We start from the raw sequence: 20,004 nt of genomic DNA, 5'->3' as shown, positions 1-20,004 counted from the left end.
ATCCACATCATTTCCGTGTTGCTCTATGTGTCTCAAGTATGAAATTTCGTTATTTTCATCCCATAAATGAATATTCAGTAAGAATTCATTACCCAACCAGGCATTCACCACACAAATCACTTTTGTAAGTGCAACCGTTTGATTAAAGAGATAAGAGGATGAGAAACTGGCTCTCTACATAAATGCTGTAAGGACACGCATGTCAGTTTATATTGAGACGCACAGAAGCCAATTAAGACCTATCGAAGCCAGCGATTGGGAACTATTTCAGCGATTACATTCCGAACCAGAGATCATTGAGCTCTGTTTTGATCGCCCGAGCGAAAAACAAATAAAAGAAAAATTTGCTTCGCGATTATTACCATGGACACCAGACAGTCAGCACTGGCTTTGCCTCGTCATGTTCGAAAAGCAATCTGAACAACCGATTGGCGTCACTGGCCTTGCCATTGAAGAAGGTAACGCAGAGGTGAGTTACTTACTTTTGCCTGAATTTCATGGCCGACAGTTTGGAACAGAAACCCTTCAAGCGCTTCTAAATTGGGCGAGAGCAACACATGACATCGACCGCTTTTCCGCTACGGTCACTGAAGGGAATATTGCTTCAGAGCGTGTTCTCATGAAGTGCGGATTCGAGCTATCTGAAGTCATTCCTGACGCATACCAAATTGGCGACAAGCGTTACGCCGACAAAATCTACTCGCTACAAAAATAAGGATGTATTTTGAATAAAGTAGTCATCGTTACTGGCGCAAGCCGAGGCATTGGAGCCGCAACGGCGAAAAAACTGGCCGAGCAAGGCTATGCCGTGTGTGTTAATTACCGAGCGCAAAGTGAAGCAGCTCACCAAGTGGTCAGAGACATACAAGCAAATGGCGGAAAAGCGATCGCCGTTCAAGCAGATGTCTCGGACGAGCAACAAGTGCTCAATCTTTTCGATGCAACAGAAAACGCACTAGGCTCAGTCACCCATTTGGTCAACAACGTTGGCATTCTATTTACTCAGTCACCGTTGGCGGAAATCAGCTTGGAACGCTTTCAGAAAGTAATGAACACTAATGTGAATAGCTGCTTTCTTTGTTGTAGAGAAGCGGCGAAGCGATTCAGTACTGGTGGCGCAATTGTGAATGTTTCTTCTGGGGCATCACGCTCAGGCGCGCCATTTGAATATGTCGATTACGCCATATCAAAAGGCGCAATGGATACCTTAACCAAAGGGCTATCGCTTGAGTTGGCAGACCGAAATATTCGCGTCAATGGCGTTCGACCTGGTTTCATTTATACCGATATGCACGCCGATGGTGGAGAACCAAACCGCGTGGATAGGCTCAGCCCTCAAATTCCACTGAAACGGGGCGGTACGGTAGAAGAAGTGGCGAATGCGATCGCTTGGCTACTCAGTGATGAAGCTTCTTATGTGACAGGCTCTTTTATCGATCTTTCGGGCGGTAAGTAAAATGGAAGTCAACATTCGACAAGCAACTCCTGACGATTTGGATGCAATTTTTGAATTAAATCTACAAATTAACGCACTGCATTTTGCCAACGCGCCTGAAGCTTTTGTAGCGCCTTCGGAAGACGACCGAGCGTTCCTCATTCAGGCTCTCGAGAATGATGAACGCTTGTTTTTAGTCGCAGAACATGAAAAGGAGGTAGTCGGCTTTTTAACCGCGATGATCACTCAGAATGAAACCGTCAGCTTTCTGATCAAAGATCCAATTTGTCGAGTAGGAACGATTGTCGTCAATGAAGAACAAAAGCAGCAGGGCATCGGTCGCCAACTGCTTGAGGCTTGTGAGCAATGGGCTCGCGATGCCAATGCTACACAAGTTCGATTAGAAGTGATGGAATTCAATCAATCAGCACAGCGGTTTTACGACAAGCAAGGTTTTAAAACTAACTCACGCATTATGCTGAAACATTTGTAACGATAACGACAATTAAGCGCTTTTCACGACTAAAGCCACCTAAATCGCATTTATCGATGCAATTTATCCCCTGATTTTAGAAAAGACGATATGATGTGCGGATAAAGGAGGTTCGAACATGATTTATCTTTTCGATTGGGGGAACACCTTAATGGTGGATTTCCCTCACGCACAAGGAAAAATGTGCGATTGGGAACACGTAGAAACGATTCCTCTGGCCAAAGAAACACTGGCAACACTTTCCCAAAATCATGCTATTTACATTGCGACCAGTGCGTCTGACTCCAACATGGAAGAGATTCAGCGTGCATTCGTCCGCGTCGACTTAGACCAGTACTTAAATGGCTACTTTTGTTTTGCCAATCTCGGCATCGCTAAAAACCAACCTGAGTTTTATCTTACTATCGCAAAACAGCTAGGGGTTAACGTGAGTGAGTTAACTATGGTTGGCGACTTGCCTCATAAAGACATTTACCCTGCAATGCAAGCTGGCGTAAATACGATTTGGTTTAATCCAACAGGAGCCAATGCGCCAGCCGATCCCATTCCGAACCAAATTCGCTGTTTATCTGAACTCGTACCTTAACCATCACTAACCTGCACTAATCAAGGAAGATGAATGCATATCAGACCCATCCAGGTAAGCGATATCGAGCGCTTTACCGAACTGTGGAACCGAGTCTATGCCGAAGGTAAATACCTGCGCAGTCCGGCTCCAGATAAAGACACCCTGACCAATATTTTACGTCGCGTAGAACTTGAATCGATTCCTCAATTTGTTGCTTTGGACCATCACGTTCTGATTGGTAGTGTAGAGATTTTTCCTGCCGAACTGTGCGGTTATGAAGGCGGTCAACTCACTAGCACAGGCATTTTAGGTATTCATATCGATAGAACATTCAGAGGAAAAGGGCTAGGTAAACAGCTATTGTCCGTCGCACTTAAAAGTGCCTGGGAATATGGTTACGACACCATTGTACTTAATGTTTATAAGGACAACCTTGCCGCGATAGCGTTGTACGAACGATTTGGATTTGAGCACCATGGTGAACTAGGAGAAGTCACTCTCCCCAATGGCGAAGTGTTGATGAGTCAGAAGATGATGTTAAGCGCGCCTAACAACCCTCAGTAACGTGCCCTCGGACGATAGACTCTGTGGATGCTTGATTTACATAATAGAAATAGCATGCCTCTTCTGCCAAGGTATACCCTTGCGGCCAAATGTACACCACCCGATCAAGACCTGACTGGTCGACAAATTGATAATCGGGAATAGACACAAAGTGGGTACTATTTGGGTGTTGCTGACCAATAATACAAAAGTCACTGCCTTTGCAGGGAACATCAATTTTGGACACGCCACTCTGCGGCAAATCGATTTCTAATAACGCGCCAATGCTATTGGCGCTCGCTTCTGGCATACCACTTAAGGTTTTTACGTTCCTATCAATATAGTGGACTTGGTTTTGCTCGGCAGCATTGTCTATCACCACTCGGGCGTTAAAAAATTTAAGCGCGGTACCCAATGACGAATTGGAACTGTGTAACATCGACGCATAGGCTTGGCGATGAATGTGGAGTAGTGTTGGCAACGCAGCCAAAGCGATGAAAGCCAAAGTGGCGAGCACTATGGTGATTTCCATCAGAGTAAATCCCTTTAATCTCACTTTTTTATCTCAGCAGAATGAATGGTCGTTTGCCTCACATCCATGTGAGACCTTGCCAATATATCGCTGATTTAAAACGTTTAAAGCCCTAGTAGATGACAAACAAGAGTCATGGGCCAAAGTTGAGACCGCTCGCCAAGTTACTATGCAAACGCACACATTTATGTGTCAATTTTAGGACTTTATTTATCAATCACTTATTTACTGAAGTAGATTACCCGAGTAGTGGAACGTTATTACGAACAAGTCCGCGACGTACGTTAGTGCACATCTTCCCGAAACGACGGATCTCATCAAACTGCGGAATCACACCCCGCTCCATTGCCGACTCCCAATAAGTAACCTCTGAATCGACCATTTCTAATAATTTCTTTGGACAACCGATGCACTGCCCTTCCGGCCCACACACAAAGGTTTCCGGTTCGTAAATCGGTAGTTCAGCTTTTACTTGGTCGATGATATTACGCATCGCGGTCATTCGGTCTGGCTTTGCCGTCATCACTCTGCTCCACGGATTAAGATGAAGCAGAATTGTACTCACTGGCACGTAAATGTCCCTACCTAATTTAGGTATATTCCGTTTTGATAGCCTTTTTTATCGTCAGATCTGGTTTTTTAACCACCAAATACACCGCCGTAGCCGCTAGGACAAAGCCAGAAATGCCCATCCAATCAAACGACTCTCCAAACGCGAGCCAAGCTTGAATCGCCGTCGTTGGCGGCACTAGGTAAAACACAGACGCCACACTCGAAGACGCCCCATTTCTCACCATGTACAGCAACAATAGAATCGCCACACAAGAGAGCACGACGACCAACCACAACACGGTCAAAATGAACTCCAGTTCCCATTGCACTTGCATGGTTTCAAACAGCATCGCTACAGGCAGAAACATGATGAGCGCGGCCAAATATTGCACCGTCGCACCACCAACCATATCCACTTGTTGGCAATGTTTTTTCTGATACAGCGTCCCTAGCGTGATACCAACCAAAGCCAATAAACACAAACCAATGGCCAACACTTTGTGCTGCTCGGATTGCCACTCCATTTTGCCCATCAACACCATAGCGATACCGACAAAACCAAGAGCCAAACCCAGCCATTGCGAGGGTTTAAATTCCTCACGGACAAACGCCACCAACAAAGCCGCGGTTAAAATCGGCTGAATGCCCACCAGCAACGAACTCAACCCCGCAGGCATACCCAAGGCGATAGCGAAATAAGTACCGCCCAGATAGAAACCGTGGATCAACGCCCCGACTACGCAGCTGTGCCAAAAATCTGTTCCTGTCGGCAACCTTCTACGCAATACCGCCACAAGAACCAAAAACAGTAAGACATTGAATGCCATACGGATAGAAAGTAGTGTCGCTGGCTCGGCATATTGCAAACCAAAACGCGCACCAACAAATCCAGAAGCCCAAAGGATGACAAATACAAAAGGGATGGCTCGGATTAACATGATCGCCTCACTCACGCTTGTTTTATGTTTTGAGATACTGCTAATGTAATTAGGTACAGTGTTTTCAAAAAGAGACAGATGGAAGTGTTTTTATGGGTACAGATTTATTGGAAAGCGGTGAAGGGAATAAGTACCTCGTGGTGGAAAAACACCTCAAACAAGCCATCAATGGTGGCGTTTATCAAGCAGATGAACGACTGCCCTCCATTCGCTCGTTGAGCCAAGAATTAAACGTCAGTAAAAATACCGTGATTCGTGCGTATCAAGAGCTGGAAGCACAAAACTTGGTTTACTCGGTACCCAAATCGGGTTATCGAGTAAAAATCGCCTTGCCGACCTCTCGCTCAATTCCGGATCCGACTCGCGTGGATTTGCTCTCGATCTGCAAAGAAATCCTCACGTACCCTGAATACCAAGAGCGTTTGCCCGCTGGCTCAGCCCACCCAAACATTGACTCCCCCGCGATCAAAAGCTTGTACGCCGAGATTAGCCGCCACAGCCGCCAGCAAACGCATGTACCGAGCCATTACCAATTACCACCCGGTGATCACCTCTTAATCAAACAACTGGCGAAAATCACACAAGACTTGGGCACGCCAGCCAAATTGGATGAGATCATGGTGACGCACGGCGCGCAACAAGCCATTAGCCTAGCGCTGCGCGCAACGACACAAAAAGGCGATATCGTCGCGGTGGAGTCCCCTTGCTATTTTGGCAACTTATTGATGCTAGAATCACTCGGCCTCAAAGTGGTGGAAATTCCGAGTTGCCCACGCGACGGTATGTGCCCCGAAGCCTTAGCAAAAGCAATGGCGACATGGGACATAAAAGCGATAATCGTAACGCCAAACTTCACCAATCCAACTGGTGCCATGATGCCGCTAGAAAAGCGCCAGCAATTGCTCTTGGCATCTGGCAATATTCCTATTATCGAAGACGATGTGTTTGGTGGGTTAGGTTATGACAAACCATTATCAAGCTTGAGATTGCTCGATGACAAGCAACGCGTAATTTACGTGAATTCGTTATCCAAAACGCTCGATTCGCGTTTGAGAATTGGTTGGATGTTGGCGGGGCGATATCGAGACCAAATTGAACAATATCTACTGTGTGAGAACATGGGCAGTTTGAACCTAATGCAATCTGCCGTGGCAACGTTTCTAACGTCAGGCAAGTATCGAACGCATACTGCGCGAATGGGTCGGGTTTATCAAAACAACATGCGCCGATTTATCCAGATGCTTCATCAATACTTGGATGAATACGAATCTCTAAAAAATCGATACCAGATCAACGCCGTGCAAGGCTCGTTCTTGCTTTGGTTGCGCCTGCCCGAAGACACGGACAGCTATGCGTTGTATCAAGCATGCAATAAGCACAGAATCAGCCTACTTCCCGGCACCGTATTTGGCACTCAAGGGCAATATCGGCATTGCGTACGCCTCAGCGTGGCAAACTTTGGTCATGAAACCGATTGGAGTCACGCGATGCAAACTCTGGCAAAATTGATAGCAAAACATGCCTGTTAACTCGCTCTTGCTAAATGAACTTATGCCGACATACGCAAACAGGTAACAACAAAAAACTCCGAGCAAAGGTGGAGTTTTTTCATATCGTCATCGCCTTCAGTGCGACTTAATTTGCCACATTCTCGCGACGTTTTCGGCTAAATTAGCAACGTTGACGTCGGCCTCTTTCATGGCCTCAGGTAAGCTCATCGCCCTTGGTACACAAGCAAACACCGCATCAATGCCGCACTCATAAACCGCCTGATAGTTGTCGCCCACACAGCCTGCTAATGCAATGACTGGTAAATTACACTGCTTGGCGACCTGAGCAACGCCCATCGGCGTTTTGCCATGTGCGGTTTGATGATCGATTCGACCCTCGCCTGTAAATACGATATCCGCATCCGCAACATGCTGAGCAAGTTTGACCGTTTCAAGCACAATCTCAATTCCCGGTTGCAAACGTGCTGGCGTGTACCCGAGCAAGGCCGCGCCCATACCACCAGCAGCACCCGCCCCTTCACGAGTCAGTACATGCTTACCCGTCGCTTGTTCCGTCAACTCGCCAAACTTGCGCAATGCGTTATCGAGCAGAGTGACGTCTGACGCTGTCGCTCCCTTTTGAGGGCCAAAGATAGCCGACGCGCCTTTGTCACCACAGAGTGGGTTATCAACATCGCACGCTACCAACACTTCGCAAGTTGCTAAACGAGGGTCAAGACCAGAAATATCGATGGACGCAAGCGCCGCTAACCCGCCTCCATTTGGGGTAATTGCATGACCAGACTCATCAAGAAACGCCACCCCCAACGCGGTCAACATGCCCACGCCACCATCATTGGTAGCGCTGCCGCCCAAACCAATGATTAAGCGTTGAATACCTCTATCTAGCGCGTGTTTGATCAGCTGTCCAGTACCAATGCTACTGGTCAGTTTTGGGTCGCGAGCATCACTCGGCACAAGGTGCAGACCACTGGCCTCCGCCATTTCAATAACCGCGGTTTCGCCGTCGCCGAGAATGCCATAAAACGCTTCAACATCATTCCCTAATGGCGCGGTCACTGTTGTGAAGACTTGTTCGCCTTGAGTTGCATCTATCAAAGATTGAACCGTGCCTTCGCCACCGTCTGCGACCGGAACCGTAACAAACTCAGCATCATGCCATACGCGAGCAAGACCCGTTTTGATCGCCTCGCTCACTTGTTTGGCGGTTAAGCTTTCTTTAAATGAATCAGGTGCAATTACCACTTTCATACGTATTTCCAGAGACTTATAAGAGAACGAGGCTCAAAATGTACACCAATGCCATTGCCGTGACACCTTGAACGAGCGTAGCCATGGTTTGCGCGCGGTACGCTAAGCCCACCGACATGCGACTAAACTGCGAAACTACCCAGAAGAAACTGTCGTTTGCATGAGAAACCGTCATCGCACCTGCACCGATCGCCATCACCGTTAATACGCGGCCCATTTCTGAATCGAGCCCCAATTGCGTGAGCATAGGCGCAACCAAAGCCGATGTGGTCACCAATGCAACCGTTGATGAACCTTGCGCCGACTTTAGCGCAGCCGCAACGATAAATGGCATGAAAATACCCACGCCCAGCGCCGATAGCGTCGTACCTAAGTATTCACCTAGCGGCGTGGCTTTTAATACCGCGCCAAATGCGCCACCCGCACCGGTAATCAAAAGAATAGGCGCAGCAGCCGTAATACCTTGGCTGATTCGCTCGCCAAATTCTTCAATCTTGTCGTCTGATTTGAGTAGGCGAACAGAAAGGAACAGGCCAATCACCAACGCCGTTAGTGGCTGTCCTAAGAAAGTCAGAACATCAAACACAAAACCTTCGCCTAGCGGTAAGCTTGGGAATTTCGCGATAGAGCCAAAACAGATCAATAAGATTGGAACAAAAATAGGAGCGAATGCTTGGCTCGCCGTTGGCAGTTGGCCGTAAGACGCTTTGAGTGCTTGCCAGTCTTGCTGAATTTCCTCTGCGGCTTCAATGCCATCTGGTTCTACATGCTGGAATCGGTTCGCCCACAACATCCCGCCAGTGCCGCAACCGCTGCAACAAACACACCCACACCAATCACTAAACCAAGGTTAGATTCCAGTCCTAAGTTACCCGCAGCGGCAATCGGGCCAGGAGTTGGCGGCACAAACGTGTGCGTTGCGTATAGGCCAGTTGCCAACGCCACACTCATTGCAACGCTTGAGGTTTTTAAACGCTTCGCGAGTGATTCTTTGAGCGAGTTCAGAATGACAAAGCCTGAATCACAAAATACCGGAACAGAAACGATGTAACCGATGATGCTCATGGTCAATGTTGGGAAACGCTCACCCAACACTTTGATGACCGTATCGGCCATGGTGATCGCCGCACCACTTTTTTCCAAAATAACACCGATGATGGTACCTAAAACGATAACCAAGCCAATGTAACCAAGGATGCCGCCAAAGCCAGAAGCAATGGTTTTGGCAATGCTATCTTCCGGTAAGCCGTAAGCAAATGCCGCAAGGAACGCCGCGATGATCAGCGCTAAAAAGGGATGTAATTTGAATTTGGTGGTCGTGAGCACAATAAATGCGATCACCCCGAGCAGGATTAATATAAGGTTCATGATAACTCCATTTATTCTTATTTTGCTGAGCGAGTCCGTGTTGGCTCACTCAACATGTAGGGACGCATGAATTATTAATCGTTTGCTTTCGAATTCCTTTAGGCGGAGTGACAAATGATGCGTCATTTTTGAGAGCCGAGTCGCAATATAAAGCTCCGCTAACCCCACAAAATTGGTGGTTGGCAACCCTGTTATCTCGGTGATTTTCTCTAATCGATAGCGCAGAGTGTTCCGGTGAATAAACAGCATTTTAGAGCATTCTGTTACATTGCCATTGCATTCAAACAGTGCATCTAGGGTTTTCAATAATTGCCCAGATTTGTCTTTCTCTTTCAACCGTTTCACACCATCAATAATTTGTTCACCTTGCCAAATATCCGCCAACGGCGCTAACAGCACAGGCAAACGAAGTTCATCGAACAGGTACTTACGTTTCTCTGGGTAGAATTGCTTGCCAATGGCTAATACCTGCTTCGCGCTTTGGTATGACAACGCGACATCTTTAGGCTCATTAAACAACTGCCCTAGCGCAATGTGAAACGTATGCGAATCGTGATCGCTTAAACGCGACATCAACTTATCAATGCGCTCACTTTCAACTTGGCTATCCCACTGCTTGGCGGAATGACACGGTTTCAACACCACAATTTCATTCACCGAGACAATCGCAACGAGGTTGTTACGCTCCGGATATTCAAGCAGCTCAACAATATTGCGCACGCTCTTCATGCTTTTTGAAGCAGACGGCGTCGAGACTTCAATCACCGTTGCCACTCGTGGTTGAGTCACATCGATAGAAAGACGCATCGCCCAATCTTTCAGCTCTTCATCGGTCAATTTGCCATTGATCCAAGCCAGAATAAACTCTTCGCGATGACGTCTGTCCCACTGAAATTTTTCCACCAGCGCGGCTTGCTCGATTGTCAGTTCTGCAGTCATTTTAACCAGTTTGGCAAAATCTCGGATTTTCTCCGGCTCGCCTGTGACACCAACAATACCGACCACGTCACCATGCAATTTCAACAGCATATTGATTCCGGGTTTGACACCCTGCAACGTCAAACATTGCAGCTCATTCAGCTCTAGCGAATCGCCGTGATTCAACGCCAATACCGCTCCATCATGCACTTGCCCAACGCGTTTGGGATCGCCACTGCCAATGATGATGCCTGCCGAGTTCATCACATTTACGTTGTGACCAATGATGGACATGGTTCGATCGACAATTTGCTGTGCTAGGGAGTGGTCGAGAATAACCATTTCGATTTTCCAGATTGACAATTTAATCATTCAATAAATCACAAATAGCCAACTGTCGCGATGATGCAGTTAAAAATAACTGAAGCAGCTCAAAGCATTACTCAATTAACCACACGATAAAAATGGATTAAACCCTCATTTTGAGCTGAGAGTTATATACTTAGAATAAAGGTCACCGATGCATTCGTCACTGTGCATCGATACCGCTCGTCTACCTACAGAGGAGGAAACAACATGGAATTACGTAATAAATCGGGTGAAGTCGCAAAAATTGCAGATAATCTCACATTAAAGGAAATCACAGAAATGGGCTACACCGTAGATTTATGCGATGAAGCATTTGCCCCCGGTGAGCATTGGAAAGCGGAAGGTAAAACGCAAGGTATGGGCGAGTACCCAGAGGAGTAAACGTCCTGACGGGCCAGCGCACAAAGCGCTCCATAAACAGAAAAACCGAGCGACTTAACGCTCGGTTTTTTACTTTTGAACTTCTTGAATAAACAAGCCCATCTCTTCAAGATAATTGCCGTTTGAGCATCCCCAATCGGTGACTTCAATCAGCTCGGTAACTAACTGTCCAGATTCATCATTTTGTACTCGCTGCACAAACGCTTCAAAGCGTTCTAACTGCGCCTGAGTTTTAATGCCATGCACAGCATATTCTACAAGCAAGCCGTTGTATGTCTGCCAGCGCTGTTCACCTGAAACATCACTGCTTAAAATTACGGAGCACTTTTGTTGAATGTTCTCAACCGCATCATTTCTTGGCGGCGTGACTGAAGAGCATCCAACCAAAATCGTACCTAGCGCCAATAGCGTAACTTTTGTCTTATTTATCATATCGTTTCCATATGTACTGCCGCGATATAGAAATATTATTACACATGACAAAGATCATCGAGAGCGCCTCGCAGATTAATTACCTGATGAACTGTAAAATCCGTGCCAGTCTTAACACTGCGCACTCCGAACTCATAACAACTCTTGCTAACTCATTAAAATGTAAACAAATAGTAAAATCACGTTTACGCAGTACACTACCAGCAAATTAATTTGTCCCTCCTTTATTATCAACAAGCGTGCAATAATTAGGGGTCTACTCCCAACCATTTGAAGGATCAAAATGACCGCAACGGATTATCTCAACGACCTCAATCAACGTTACCTCGCGATTCACCGCACCAAAGAAGATTTCTTTTGGGAAACTTACATGGGGATCAGCGATGACCATGATGGCTCGACGCGAGCACAAACCGCATGGACAAGCTTTTTGAGCAACGCCGAGCAAATTACTGCCATCAAACAACAGCTTGAAGCCGCGGACTCAATTACCGACCCACAAGAGAAACAGCAAACCATTACGGGTCTTTCTGGTTGGCTGGCGATGTTTGAATCTCACGCAATCGAGGGCGAAAAAGCACAAGCGTTGAAAAATCAGCTAATTGCCTTTGAAGCTGAGCTGTTCGAGAAAAAACAGAACCACGTACAAACGTTTACCGATGAAAACGGCGAGCAAGTGGAAGGTTCACTGCCAGTATTGAGCTCAACAATTCGCACCAACAATCATCAAGAAGTTCGCCAATCGGCTCACCAAGCGTTGCTGAACCTTGAACAATGGCTACTGCAAAACGGCTTTATAGAACTGATCAAACTGCGCAACCAGTTCGCTCGCTCACTGGGTTATGCGACCTTCTTTGATTACTCCGTGCAAAAAACGGAAAAGATGAGCTCTGAACAGCTATTCGAGATTTTGGAAGATTTCGAACAACGCACGCGAGATGCGCACCTAAACAGCTTAGAAAACTTGGCGAAAGAGAAAGGCGCAAGCGCGCTAACAGGCTTCAACTTTGTTTACTCGTTCGCAGGTGACGTCATGCGTGACCTTGACCCATACGTGCCGTTCTCAAAATCTCTGAGACGCTGGGTAGAATCGTTTGGTCGTCTGAATATTGATTACTCTGGCGCGACGCTAACGCTTGATTTGTTAGACCGCAAAGGTAAGTACCCGAACGGGTTCTGCCACGGCCCTATCCCTTCTTTCTACAATCAAGGCGAATGGGTCGCAGCACAGGTGAACTTCACCAGCAATGCCAAACCAGACCAAGTGGGCAGCGGCTACGATGGTATCAACACGCTGTTCCACGAAGGTGGCCACGCAGCACACTTTGCGAACGTAAAAATGAACGCGCCTTGTTTCTCGCAGGAGTTCGCGCCGACTTCAATGGCTTATGCAGAAACTCAGTCGATGTTCTGTGACAGCCTATTAACCGATGCCGATTGGCTAAAACAATACGCACTGGATGATGAAGGGAATTCGGTTCCTGATGAGATCATTCAAGCGATGATCAACAGTCGTCAGCCATTCAAAGCTTATGAAGAACGTAGCATTTTGGTTGTGCCGTACTTTGAACGCGCGTTATATCAACTTAGCGATGACGAGTTAACGCCAGAGCGCATCACTAAGCTGGCTCGCGATTGTGAAAAACAGATCCTTGGTTTGGAATGCAGCCCTCGCCCACTGATGGCGATTCCACATTTGCTATCCGACGAAGCAGCTTGTGCGTATCAAGGTTACCTACTCGCGCACATGGCGGTGTACCAGACCCGTGCATACTTCCTTGAGAAGTTTGGTTACCTGACGGATAACCCAGAAATTGGCCCACTGCTGGCAAAACACTACTGGCACGCAGGCAATCATTTGTCGCACAACGAAACCATTTTCAGCCTGACTGGCGAGGGGTTCAATGCTAAGTACTTGGCAGATGTATGTAATCTATCGCCAGAGCAAGCGTGGGAAGTACAGCAGAAGAAAATCGACTCACTTGCAACACGAGGACGAGCACCAGTTGCTTCACTGAACGCGACAATTAAAGTCGTCGACGGCAGTAAAGAACTGGCAAGCAACGTCATCTCTGACGAACAAATGTGTGACGATTTTGAACGTTACATCGTAGAGACTTACGGTCGATAACACGCCAAGAGCCAGAAGCCACGCTTCTGGCTTTTTACTATTAAGGCACAACAAAAGGAAGCGCCATGCATCAACAAATCATCAAGTTCTGGTTCGAAGAGCTAACGCCTCAAAACTGGTTTGAAAACGACCCAGAACTGGACAAACATATTGCGTCACGATTTGCCTCGGTACTAGAACAAGCCGCTCGTTGTGAACTGTTTAATTGGCGTGACAGCGCACAAGGACGATTGGCCGAAATCATCGTCCTCGACCAGTTTTCACGTAATGCGTATCGCAACACCCCAAAAGCGTTTGCGCAAGACCCGCTCGCATTAGCATTGGCTCAAGAAGCAATTCGGTTAGGACACGATCAAGAATTAGCGCCTGAGCAGCTAAGCTTTTTGTACATGCCGTTTATGCACAGTGAATCTCGCCTCATTCATGTCGAAGCTGAGAAATTGTTTCGCGCATCAGGGCTTGAAAATAACTACGATTTTGAGCTAAAACACAAAGCCATCATCGACCAGTTTGGGCGCTATCCTCATCGCAATGCGATACTGGGAAGAAAGAGCACTCCCGAAGAGTTAGCGTTTTTGCAACAACCTGGGTCAATTTTCTAAATAACAATGAATAATGAGTTAACCATGAGAGACCACGCAGTATGTTGGCCATGCTTGCTAAAACTAGACGGCGACGATGAGCTGATCTACACGCATTCCCAGTCCGACTTAGACTCTGAATGCGAAGCCCTCATTTTTGGGCAAGATGATTACGTTATCGACTCAAATGGCAACACGTTTGAATTGAAAAACAATGGTTCGAACACCACTCTTTTACATCTAAAAGAACGAACGCTGTCCGTAGAAGAGGTTACGTCATTAATCCAATCGCATGAATTCAGCCTCGCGCAACGGTGCATTATCAAGATTCATTTCACCTCGGTGAGGCAAGCTGTTGAGGCCTTAGCTCACTAACTCAATCCCAACATGCACAGAATTAAATAAAATTATCATTTTTATAATTTATGATAATTTCATGTAATCAACATCACACCATATACTCTCCCACATCGAAACAAGACAACGTTTAAGTACACATGTTGGGAGCAAACAAATGAAAATGAATCATGTCGGTATTATGGTCGGAGATATGGACAAAGCGGTTGAGTTTTACACGCAAGCGCTTGGTCTAAAAGTCGTTATGGGCAACACGAAAGTGATTGAAGAACGCGAAACCGCAATTGGCAGAATGTGTATTGCGGTCTTTGGTGAGGGCTTTAAAGGCTTCAACATTGCGCATCTAGTGACAAGTGATGGCATCGGCCTTGAGTTATTCGAAATGAAAGAGCGTCAAGAGCGCCATGAAGTGGATTTTTCTCGCATCGGTATCTTCCATTTCTGTTTGCAGACAGACGATTTTGAAGGTGCTATCAAACGCACCGAAGCACTAGGTGGCAAAGTTCGCATGGACATCATGCGTTACCACCCAGAAGACGATAATAAGCCTGCGAAAATGGTTTACCTAGAAGACCCATTCGGCAACCTATTCGAGCTTTACTCACACTCTTACGAAGAAACTTACGCTTCTGATTACGAGTAATAGCCCCATCCATATTCCAAAAGGCTAGCAATACGCTAGCCTTTTTTGTTTGCTTTGAGTTGCAGTGTTTCTGCACTCGCTCTAGCAAAAAAAACATCTGGAATTTGATCATTTCTCTCACCACTTTTAAGGTCACTTTATACTTACCTCAACACAATGCAAAAAGGAGTGAAGCATGCCCACCAAAAACCCAATCGCCGTCAAAGCGCTTGATCATGTTGTATTAAGGACCTGTAACCTCGATGCTATGTTGCATTTCTATCGAGACATTTTGGGCTGCCCTGTCGAACGCGAAGTAACGGAACTTGGTTTAACTCAACTTAGGGCAGGTAACGCATTGATTGATGTGGTGACGGTGGACAGCAAGTTAGGGCAACTTGGCGGAAAGCCACCAGTTCAAAATGGTCGTAATATTGACCATTTTTGCCTGCAATTGGCGCCTTTTTCCGAGGATGAATTACTGGAATATCTGCGTTCGAACGGCATTGAAACCGAAGAGTTTGCGAAGCGGTATGGCGCACAAGGGTTCGGTAGATCACTCTATATACATGATCCGGAAGGAAATGTCGTCGAGTTAAAACCTCAAGTGATTGATGAGTAAGCTACACTTAACTGTGTTACTGACCATTTGTTTCTCATCATTGTAGAAGGCTCAAAAAAATGAACGCGATCTCGTTAGTCCAAGGCGACATTACCACCGCACATGTCGATGCCATCGTGAATGCAGCAAACCCGAGAATGCTCGGCGGAGGTGGCGTCGATGGCGCCATTCATCGCGCAGCAGGGCCTGCGCTTATCAATGCGTGTTATGCCGTTGATGATGTCGACGGTATTCGATGCCCGTTTGGTGACGCACGCATTACTGAGGCTGGCAATTTAAACGCGCGTTACGTCATTCATGCCGTTGGCCCGATTTACGATAAATTCGCCGATCCAAAAGCGGTGTTGGAATCTGCATATCAACGTTCGCTGGATCTCGCGCTCGACAAGCATTGCCAAAGTGTGGCACTGCCTGCGATTTCTTGCGGAGTGTATGGTTACCCGCCCCAAGAAGCAGCAGAAGTCGCGATGGCCGTTTGCCAAAGACCGGAATACGCGGCACTCGACATGCGCTTTTACTTGTTTAGTGAAGAGATGCTTTCGATTTGGCAACGCGCCCTGACCCAGCACTAAAATCTGTGTGACAAGAGACATAAAAAAAACCGGACTGCCAATACAGTCCGGTTTGTCTTATTTATCACTGAATTATCGTTCGTTAAGCGCTACGAATGCTAGGGGGGTCATCCAAAGCGCCTAATGTGTGCGATCTAGTTTTTGAAGAATCCGTTGTACATCATGTACAAATGCGCCGCAGACCAAGAGAAGTTCGACGCACCTTGTACCGCGCCCGTCTCTGGGTTGTAGTTTTCACGGATAGGCATGTCACCCGTCATACCTTCTGCGTTGTTAAACAGCTCATTCGCCATTGCAATCGCTTCTTCTTTGTAGCCGTAGTTTTCCATCGCACGGAAGCCAAAGTACACTTGGTCTAGCCACACACGACCACGCCAGTACACATCTTTACCGTAAGCAGGGTTAGTTTGCGATGCGGTCGGCAAAGGCACACCCGTTCCTTGGAATTTATCTGGCGTGTTGAACTCGTCTTGATCACGCATCACCGCGATCACTTTATCGGCATGCTCTTGCGTTGCTGCACCATTAAACAGCGGCGACCAACCTTCAGGGCCTTTTCCACGCTCTACAATCGGCAAACCCGCACAGCCATTTGCAAGAGGCGCAGGAGTAGTGCCATCTTCAGCCACATTTAAGTGAATGTCGTAGAAGAATCCTGTGCTTTCATCAAACATACATTGGTTAATGTACGTCTTGATTTTTTCTGCGCCGTTAAGGAATTCTTGCGCACGATCTTTACCTTCTACGCCATCGGACACCAACTTCGCCATTTCCGCTAAGTATTTATTGTCTGAGTACATGTAAGAGGCTTGATCCACCGATTCTTGCAGCATAGAGAAGCCAAGCAGCTCGCCGTCCGCAGCATTATTGTTGGTGCGATTTTCTGCAAAACGAACTTCCCAATCTTTCTTCGCAAGATCGAGTTTCGCTAAGTTTTCCGCTGACGTATTGCTGTACACCCACTCTTCGCCTTCCAGCTTGATGCTGTTATCAAAGCCGTACGCACTTGCCGCGTAGCGACCAAGTTGATCCACATTTTTGTCTGGATTGCTGATGTCTTCAGCTTGCGAATTCATGTTGTGGATGTTGTAGATAAAGCCAAAACGAGCCGCGTTATCCATGCCCGATTCCCAGCCAGCCGCTTCTTGTGCGCCGACGTGAATCGTCATGTAATCCACTTCATCAAGAACCTTATTGTAAGACGCCATGCCTTTTACTTTATAAGAATTGCCGTTTTGCTCGATGATGTCTTCTGCCGGAATAATGGTCGTGAAGTTAGGATCGCGCGTTTCTACCCAAACGTACATCACGCCTTCTTCCGTGTTGTGTGCTGGGTCCACTGCCGCGCCGTATTCAGGCACACCATTTTGGTTGTGGTCGCGGTTTGATAGCCACCAATCGTGGTATGCCACCAACTTCGGATACATTTCATCAATGAATTTTTGCGCGTCTTCTGGGCGATCAAACTGGTTCACGAGAGCGTGATACACCTCCATCACAGACCATGCCGCCAACGATGGTTTCGTATTGCGTTCGTTCCAGTTTTCAGAGCCAGCACCACCACGACTAACAGGTTTGGTGTACGTCAATACATCCAGCAAGTAGCCTTTGTCTTGCGGACGAATCTTGTCATCAGCTTGAACTTGCTCTTGGAATACCGTGCGAATGTTGTCCATCGCAACATCTGGGTTGAAATGCGCCATCGCGTACGCTTGTTTCCACGAATCCCACGGCCATGTTAAGTTACCAGAGAACCAACGCGCAGTGACCGATGGCGTGACTGTCGCTTGTTCAATGTCGCCCGCCGCAGAGCGCCAGTTACCGTTTAGGGTCTCCATCGCTTTTACCGCTACGCGAGCTTGGTCTGCTGTCGCTTCTTTGTTGATAAGACCATTCGCTAAATAGCCGTCCCAACGCGCTTTCGACGCTTCCATGTATTGAGTTGGATTCGCCAATACATCTTGCAATTTCAACGATTCTGACTGCACTTCTTTCGCATTATGCAGGTTAGAATACGCCGTATAAACCGCCGATGTTTGCTCAGCTGGTAGGCTCATCTCCGCGGTAGAACTGAATGAGGTTTCGTTGGTGAACGTCTTCGTCGGTAGAGAACGAGTAATGCGGAACTCGGCATCGCGATCATTACGGATCGCCCAGTTGTCTTTCATCTCGCTAAAGTTAATTTTAATGCCGTTCTCGATGGTCGAAATCTGGCGCTTGTAATCTGGGTAGTACTGCGCAACGGTTTGGTCTTTGCGCGTCGACAGCGCGTATTTCACCAACTCGCCGTCCCACTCCAACGCCAAGTTCATATCACGATCAGTTTTGTTAGTGATGAGCGTTTCCACCAGCGAAGAGCGATCAGTTACGAAGCGCAGCACCATTTGCACGTGAATATCCTCCAAGTCCAACACCTGCACTAACGCACCTGGAATGGAATAGACTTTCGCTTCTGCGTTCGATAAGTCGTAAGTTTGGCCACTAACTTTGTCGGTCAACGTGAGCTTGTCGAACGTTTGGCCAGACATAAAATGCGCGTACTCTTGCGTCACTTGCATAATACCGCCGAAAGCGCCATAACCCGCCGCATCTTCAGGTAGCAAATGGCCATGCCACGCGCCGTTATCCGTCAACGCGTTGTACTTCAGGTTCGAATAACTGTCGTAATCACGCAGGTAAGTTGGATTACCAGTACGATCAATCACGTTAGTAAATTCCGAAGTTGGCGCCTGTGGTAAACGGATTTCAGTTTTATCATTGGAACCACATCCAACAAGCGAAATAGTAGCCCCGATCAGAATGGCAAGTGTGCTCTTTTTAAACATACTTTTTCCCTATTATTTACGTTATTTTTATATTCTCATTTATATAAATGAGTGTTTTTAGTGTGCAGAAGCCCGGCTCGCACTAAATAAGCACAAGCTTCTGATAATTATTCTTTTATTTTTCTTTAGCGACAGTGATGGCTTTTAATAAATCGCCATTAATATTCGGAATTGTGTCAGCCAAAAATATCTGATTACCAGGCGTAAAAGTGAGTAAAACGTTTTTTAGGCGTTGACTGTTTTCACTGGTTTTATTTTGAACATCAAACTCAATTAATTTGTTGTACACTTCATTTGCCAGTTTTTCTTCTTGTTCTTCGGTAATCGCAATGCGTCCAACACAGATTGGAGGTCGAATATCGTGGCTAAACACTTCTTCACGAAAGCGCTGTGCAAATAGCGTGTCTAAATTTGAACCTTCTTCAAAAATAAAGCGGCCTGTATCTTTAAATTGATAGTGTTTATCCCCTTTCAGTTCAATGTAATCCATCATTTCTAGTGCACGTAAATAGAGCGCAACGGAAGTATCACTCAGCTGGTATATCCGAGCGATCTCTTCTAAAGGCCACTCAGGTCGACGCAAAAGATAAAGAAAATCAAATAAGTGAGGATATTGATGGAAAATCTCACTGTTGGTGTCGGTGATAAACTGTTCACTCTCTTGCTGCAGCTGCTTACCTCGCATGGATAACTCAACCAAATCCGTATCAAGATGCGTGGCGTACAACAAGATTTTATCTAAACCAAGAGACGTATTGTGAAGCTGCCTTTTTATAGTAGAAAGCGGGATTCCAAGTCCAATAGAAAGCTCGGAATATCCAATGCCTTTTTCTTTTATTTTTTCTCGTAAAGCAGCAAGTAAATACGTTGCAGAATTATTCATCTAACAATGCCTGTATTTTATTTATTCAGCATCCATGATGATAAATTCAAGAGAGTCCTACTCTTGTGATTTTGGTCTCAATATTCTATCTTGTTGGCATAAAACATGTCTTATCCATTA

Annotated in this window: 20 protein-coding genes and 2 pseudogenes; 13 read left to right on the top strand and 9 right to left on the bottom strand. The window is 46.5% G+C overall.

The window, feature by feature from the left end; genetic code table 11:
• Positions 1–199: 199 nt before the first annotated feature.
• The 5 genes from CAG69_RS20770 (at position 200) to CAG69_RS20750 (ending at position 3,060) form a co-directional block, all read left to right on the top strand.
• A complete protein-coding gene (locus CAG69_RS20770; RefSeq protein ID WP_161446013.1) occupies positions 200–715 on the top strand; it encodes a GNAT family N-acetyltransferase in 516 nt (171 codons plus the stop codon).
• Positions 716–724: 9 nt separating this feature from the next.
• Entirely contained in the window at positions 725–1,456 is a 732-nt protein-coding gene (locus tag CAG69_RS20765; RefSeq protein WP_161446011.1) for a glucose 1-dehydrogenase, read from the top strand.
• Position 1,457: 1 nt separating this feature from the next.
• Positions 1,458–1,928 carry a GNAT family N-acetyltransferase gene (locus CAG69_RS20760; protein ID WP_006740992.1) on the top strand — a complete coding sequence of 157 codons (471 nt, stop codon included), beginning with the start codon at positions 1,458–1,460 and terminating at the stop codon, positions 1,926–1,928.
• 118 nt (positions 1,929–2,046) lie between these two features.
• Positions 2,047–2,514: an HAD family hydrolase gene (locus tag CAG69_RS20755; protein WP_006740991.1), complete on the top strand. Its 468-nt coding sequence runs from the start codon at positions 2,047–2,049 to the stop codon at positions 2,512–2,514.
• Between the two features lie 33 nt (positions 2,515–2,547).
• Positions 2,548–3,060, top strand: a complete 513-nt coding sequence (locus CAG69_RS20750) for a GNAT family N-acetyltransferase (protein WP_161446009.1) — start codon at positions 2,548–2,550, stop codon at positions 3,058–3,060.
• Here the strand turns inward: CAG69_RS20750 and CAG69_RS20745 are convergent.
• The 3 genes from CAG69_RS20745 to CAG69_RS20735 form a co-directional block, all read right to left on the bottom strand.
• Complete coding sequence (locus CAG69_RS20745) at positions 3,044–3,571, bottom strand: hypothetical protein (RefSeq protein ID WP_005391876.1); 528 nt, start codon at positions 3,569–3,571, stop codon at positions 3,044–3,046. The two genes, CAG69_RS20750 and CAG69_RS20745, sit on opposite strands and share 17 nt — an antisense overlap.
• A 238-nt stretch (positions 3,572–3,809) precedes the next feature.
• Entirely contained in the window at positions 3,810–4,094 is a 285-nt protein-coding gene (locus CAG69_RS20740) for a hypothetical protein (RefSeq protein WP_006740989.1), read from the bottom strand.
• A 67-nt stretch (positions 4,095–4,161) separates the two neighbouring features.
• Positions 4,162–5,061: a DMT family transporter gene (locus CAG69_RS20735; protein ID WP_029841322.1), complete on the bottom strand. Its 900-nt coding sequence runs from the start codon at positions 5,059–5,061 to the stop codon at positions 4,162–4,164.
• Positions 5,062–5,153: 92 nt separating this feature from the next.
• On the opposite strand from CAG69_RS20735, the gene CAG69_RS20730 reads away from it, so the two are divergent.
• Complete coding sequence (locus CAG69_RS20730; protein ID WP_161446007.1) at positions 5,154–6,590, top strand: aminotransferase-like domain-containing protein; 1,437 nt, start codon at positions 5,154–5,156, stop codon at positions 6,588–6,590.
• 96 nt (positions 6,591–6,686) lie between these two features.
• Here CAG69_RS20730 and CAG69_RS20725 read toward each other — a convergent pair whose 3' ends face one another.
• The 3 genes and pseudogenes from CAG69_RS20725 to CAG69_RS20715 all read right to left on the bottom strand — a co-directional run.
• Positions 6,687–7,823, bottom strand: coding sequence for a glycerate kinase (locus CAG69_RS20725; RefSeq protein WP_154204129.1), 1,137 nt, complete (start codon positions 7,821–7,823; stop codon positions 6,687–6,689).
• Between the two features lie 16 nt (positions 7,824–7,839).
• Positions 7,840–9,191 (bottom strand): annotated as a pseudogene (locus CAG69_RS20720) (GntP family permease).
• A gap of 129 nt (positions 9,192–9,320) precedes the next feature.
• Positions 9,321–10,451, bottom strand: a pseudogene (locus tag CAG69_RS20715) (sugar diacid recognition domain-containing protein); the annotation flags it as partial.
• 234 nt (positions 10,452–10,685) lie between these two features.
• Between CAG69_RS20715 and CAG69_RS22360 the strand changes: the two are divergent.
• A complete protein-coding gene (locus CAG69_RS22360) occupies positions 10,686–10,859 on the top strand; it encodes a hypothetical protein (protein ID WP_202600834.1) in 174 nt (57 codons plus the stop codon).
• 69 nt (positions 10,860–10,928) lie between these two features.
• Here the strand turns inward: CAG69_RS22360 and CAG69_RS20710 are convergent, their stop codons facing one another.
• Positions 10,929–11,291, bottom strand: a complete 363-nt coding sequence (locus CAG69_RS20710; RefSeq protein ID WP_047009761.1) for a hypothetical protein — start codon at positions 11,289–11,291, stop codon at positions 10,929–10,931.
• A 283-nt stretch (positions 11,292–11,574) separates the two neighbouring features.
• Here CAG69_RS20710 and CAG69_RS20705 point away from each other — a divergent pair, with 283 nt between their 5' ends.
• The 6 genes from CAG69_RS20705 (at position 11,575) to CAG69_RS20680 (ending at position 16,176) form a co-directional block, all read left to right on the top strand.
• Positions 11,575–13,422 carry a M3 family metallopeptidase gene (locus CAG69_RS20705; protein WP_161446006.1) on the top strand — a complete coding sequence of 616 codons (1,848 nt, stop codon included), beginning with the start codon at positions 11,575–11,577 and terminating at the stop codon, positions 13,420–13,422.
• Positions 13,423–13,487: 65 nt separating this feature from the next.
• The gene (locus tag CAG69_RS20700; protein WP_161446004.1) at positions 13,488–14,024 is read left to right on the top strand and encodes a DUF924 family protein; all 537 of its coding nucleotides are present in this window, start codon (positions 13,488–13,490) and stop codon (positions 14,022–14,024) included.
• A 24-nt stretch (positions 14,025–14,048) separates the two neighbouring features.
• Positions 14,049–14,378, top strand: coding sequence for a DUF4144 domain-containing protein (locus CAG69_RS20695; protein ID WP_017634368.1), 330 nt, complete (start codon positions 14,049–14,051; stop codon positions 14,376–14,378).
• Between the two features lie 139 nt (positions 14,379–14,517).
• The gene (locus CAG69_RS20690; protein WP_025768760.1) at positions 14,518–15,003 is read left to right on the top strand and encodes a VOC family protein; all 486 of its coding nucleotides are present in this window, start codon (positions 14,518–14,520) and stop codon (positions 15,001–15,003) included.
• A 175-nt stretch (positions 15,004–15,178) separates the two neighbouring features.
• Entirely contained in the window at positions 15,179–15,604 is a 426-nt protein-coding gene (locus CAG69_RS20685; RefSeq protein WP_161446002.1) for a VOC family protein, read from the top strand.
• Between the two features lie 59 nt (positions 15,605–15,663).
• A complete protein-coding gene (locus CAG69_RS20680; protein ID WP_046875590.1) occupies positions 15,664–16,176 on the top strand; it encodes an O-acetyl-ADP-ribose deacetylase in 513 nt (170 codons plus the stop codon).
• Between the two features lie 134 nt (positions 16,177–16,310).
• On the opposite strand, the gene ygjK is transcribed toward CAG69_RS20680, so the two are convergent.
• On the bottom strand, positions 16,311–19,001 hold the full coding sequence (gene ygjK / locus CAG69_RS20675) for an alpha-glucosidase (RefSeq protein WP_161446000.1): 2,691 nt from the start codon (positions 18,999–19,001) through the stop codon (positions 16,311–16,313).
• 115 nt (positions 19,002–19,116) lie between these two features.
• Positions 19,117–19,884, bottom strand: coding sequence for a transcriptional regulator (locus CAG69_RS20670; protein ID WP_109169358.1), 768 nt, complete (start codon positions 19,882–19,884; stop codon positions 19,117–19,119).
• Between the last annotated feature and the right edge of the window lie 120 nt (positions 19,885–20,004).

The sequence above is a fragment of the Vibrio sp. V43_P6S15P86 genome, assembly GCF_009904725.1.
GTDB lineage: Bacteria > Pseudomonadota > Gammaproteobacteria > Enterobacterales > Vibrionaceae > Vibrio > Vibrio diabolicus.
Note: the sequence above shows the minus strand (reverse complement) of the source record. Positions and strands in the feature narration are given on the sequence as shown.